Annotated in this window: 4 protein-coding genes; 2 read left to right on the forward strand and 2 right to left on the reverse strand. The window is 69.9% G+C overall.

Annotated elements, in window-relative coordinates; genetic code table 11:
* Nucleotides 1-579, forward strand: a 579-nt coding sequence (locus AC1DY5_RS47565; protein ID WP_478121333.1) for a substrate-binding domain-containing protein, incomplete at its 5' end; no start/stop codon positions are given.
* A gap of 18 nt (nucleotides 580-597) precedes the next feature.
* Here the strand turns inward: AC1DY5_RS47565 and AC1DY5_RS47570 are convergent.
* Nucleotides 598-1,860, reverse strand: coding sequence for an SUMF1/EgtB/PvdO family nonheme iron enzyme (locus tag AC1DY5_RS47570; RefSeq protein WP_478121334.1), 1,263 nt, complete (start codon nucleotides 1,858-1,860; stop codon nucleotides 598-600).
* The gene (locus tag AC1DY5_RS47575; RefSeq protein WP_478121335.1) at nucleotides 1,857-2,939 is read right to left on the reverse strand and encodes a TRAP transporter substrate-binding protein; all 1,083 of its coding nucleotides are present in this window, start codon (nucleotides 2,937-2,939) and stop codon (nucleotides 1,857-1,859) included. The genes AC1DY5_RS47570 and AC1DY5_RS47575 overlap by 4 nt, the downstream gene beginning before the upstream one ends.
* 117 nt (nucleotides 2,940-3,056) lie before the next feature.
* Here AC1DY5_RS47575 and AC1DY5_RS47580 point away from each other — a divergent pair.
* A partial coding sequence (locus AC1DY5_RS47580; protein ID WP_478121336.1) for an ABC transporter substrate-binding protein occupies nucleotides 3,057-3,465 on the forward strand: 409 nt, incomplete at its 3' end.

Below are 3,465 nucleotides of genomic sequence, written 5' to 3' on the forward strand. Positions count from 1 at the left end.
CCGTCCGGCTCGCTCGCACAACGCACCTACAAGCCGCTGCTGAAGCCCGGCCTGCACAAGATCATCGGCTTCGCGCGCCGCACACAGGGCCTAATCGTCGCGCCCGGCAACCCGCTCGGCCTGAAGAACCTGGCCGACGTCGCGGCCCGCCGCGCGCGCTACGTCAACCGGTCGATCGGTACCGGCACCCGGGTGCTGCTCGACGAACTGCTGGAGCGCGACGGGCTGGCGGCMGAYGCCATCGACGGCTATGCACGGCACGAACCCTCGCACGCGGCGGCGGCGCACGCGGTGGCGTCTGGCGAGGCCGATGCCGCGCTCGGGATCGAATCGGCGGCGCTCGGTGCCGGCCTGGGCTTCGTGCCGCTGGTGCAGGAGCGCTACCACCTCGCCTGCCTCAAGTCGGCGCTCGAACAGCCGGCTATCGTGGCCCTACTGGTGCTGCTGCGCGGCGCTGCCTGGCAGCACCAGCTCGGCACGCTGCCAGGTTACGAGAGCGCCAGCAGCGGCGAGGTGGAGTCGCTGCGCTCGCTGCTGCCGTGGTGGAACTTCAAGCCGAAGAAGCGGCCCGGAGGCTGAGCCGGACGGGGCGCCCGGTCAGAGCGCGCAGGTCCTGAAGCCGAAGAAGCCGTCGTCGCGATCGGGCGGCGCGAAGCCGCGGCGCTTCGGCGAGCGCAGCCGGGCCCGGGTGGCGAAGGATGCGCCGCGCAGCACGCGGGCCTGGCCGAAAGCGGGTGCGGGGTCGAACTCGGTGCCCTGGCTCCACGGATCGGGACGAAATCCCGGCCAGGGCCGCAAGGTGCCGGCAGTCCACTCGTGCACGTCGGCCCAGCGAAAGCCCCGGCGGGCGGCGGTGTGGGCGGCGATCTCCCACTCGACCTCGGTCGCGATGCGGCGGCCGGCCCAGCGCGCCCAGGCATCGGCCTCCCACCAGGCGAGGTGGACCGCGCTGCGGTTGCCGGCCGCACGCACGGTGCGCCCGARCTGCTGCAGCAGCACCGAGCCGCCGGTGCCGTGCCGCGCCGCGCCGATCTGTTCCACATAGCGCGGCCCGCGCCGGCCTTCGACCTGCCGCGCCAGCCAGGCCAGGCCTCCGGGGCGCCACAGTTCTGGCCGGTCGTAGCCGCCGTCGTCGACGAACTCAACGTACTGGTCCCAGGTCACGGGCTGGGCATCGATCTCGAACTCGGGCACCTCGGTGCGCTCGACTCCACGCTCCTGCGCAAAGGCGAAGCCGGCGTCGGGAAGGCCGAGCTCCCAGGTTGCGGCAGGCAGCGAGAGCGGCGGCCGCGTCACCGCGGCCGGGGGCAGCTCGACCGTCAAGGCCAGGCCGAGGGCCTGTGCCATCACCAGCAGCTGCTCGCCGCGCAGATCCTCATGGAACAGCGCCAGCCGATAGAAGTACAGGCCCGCGTCGGTCTCGGCCGCATGCTCGAGCAACTCGAGCGTGCTCTCGAGCGTGTCGAGCAGGTAGGCCTTGGTCTGCGCCAGGTCCGGCAGCTCGGGCGAGGCCCGATCGACCGCTGCGCGCTGGGCCGGACTCCACCAGTCGTCGGCCTGCGGCTCAATTGCGGCCAGCCGTGTGGGCCGCACAGGGCAGTCGACGCCGAAGGCGCGCTGCGTGTTGCGCGCGAYCCACCATTCGGCGAACCAGCCGATGTGCCCGGCCAGCCAGACCGGCGGTTCGATGCCCTCGACACGGGGCACCGCGAGCGTCGAATTTCCCAGCGCCTGCTCGTAGAGCGACAGCAGGTGCAGCGTGTGGTTGCGGGCGTCAATCAGCGCCAGCGAGAGCAGCTCGCGGCCGGCCCGACGCATGTCAGGGGAGTCGATCGCATTCGACCGGCCGGTCGGGCTCATGGTCTCGCGCTCTGGAGGTAGGCGTCGAACGGCGCCTCGGTGAAGCGGTCGGCGAAGAGCTGGTTGCGCTGAAAGGCGCGGTAGTCGCCATGGATCTTCTTCCACGCCGGATTGCTGCGATCGAGCTCGCGGCACAGCGCCATCGACTCCTTGAAGGCGTCATCGAGCACCTCGCGAGGGAAGGGCTTCATCTGCGCCCCGTCGCCGGATAGCTGCCGCAGTGCCGCCGGATTGCGAGCGTCGTAGCGGGCCATCAACTCGGCCTGCACCGCGGCGCAGGCTGCCTGCAGGATCGCCTTGTAGTCGGCCGTGAGCGCATCGAAGGCCTTCTGGTTGACCATTAGGTCGAGCTGCATCGCACCGGACCACCAGCCGGGGAAGTGGCAGTGGCGCGCCACCTTGGGCAAGCCGAGCTTCTGGTCGTCGTAGGGGCTCGTGCCTTCGGCCGCGCCGATGCCGCCCTTGGCGAGCGCCTCGCGGATGTCGACGCCCGACGCCGGCCCCTGCACCACGCCGCCCAGGCGCGCGATCGCGCGCCCCGCCAGACCGTCGAAGCGGACCTTCAAGCCCTTGAAGTCCTGCACGCCGCGGATCTCGCGGGCGAACCAGCCGAGCCGCTGTGCGCCCGCGCTGCCGCATGGAAAACCGACGGCGCCGAAGCCGGCGTGGAATTCGCGCATGAGCCTGAGCCCATTGCCCTCGGTCATCCAGGCGTTCAGCTGCCGCGCGTTCATGCCGAAGGGAATCGCGCCTCCGAACGCGAAGGCCTCGTTCTTGTCGAAGAAGAAGGCGCCCGAGGTGTGGCAGGCCTCGATGGCGCCTCGCTGGACGCCGTCGAGCACATCGCGCGGCGACATCAGTTCGCCGGCGGCATGAACCTCAACCTGGAAGCGCCCGCCGGTCATCTCGCCGAGCTTCCTGGCGAAGGATTCGGCGGCGCCGAACAGCAGGTCCTGGGGTTTCGCGAAACTCGATGCCAGCCGCCAGCGTGTCAGCGCCTGCGCGTGCACGGCCGGGGCCGCAGCCGCAGCCAGCACGCCGGCGATTCCGGCACGCTGGATCAGAAAACGACGTTGCATCGATCGGAACTCCAGGAAAGCCCCCAAGACGGGGACGCGCGATTGTAGGAATCACTGAACGCGCAGCTATATAAAATAGCCGACCCCGTCCCACCTTTCCCCGAAAGATCCTTCCAAATGAGACATCTCCCGTTCAAGACTTCGCTGCTCGCCCTGGCGACTTTCGCTGCCTTCGCCGCTCAGGCCGCCGATCTGAAGATCGGCGTGGCCGAAGCCCTGTCGGGCGGTGCAGCGCAGTATGGCGTGGCGATCCGCAACGGCTTCGAGCTCGCGGCGGCCGAGATCAACGCCGCCGGCGGCATCAACGGCAACAAGATCGAGCTGGTCGTCGCCGACGAGCAGGGCAAGAAGGAAGAAGCGATCAACGTCTTCAAGAAGCTGATCTTCCAGGACCAAGTGCTGATGGTGTTCGGCCCCACGCTGTCGAATTCGGCCCAGGCCGCCGACCCGATCGCCCAGGCCGCCAAGACCGTGGCCTTCGGCACCTCGAACACCGCCGACGGCATCACCTCGATCGGCGACTACG

This window comes from Variovorax sp. P4_D9, from assembly GCF_056401695.1.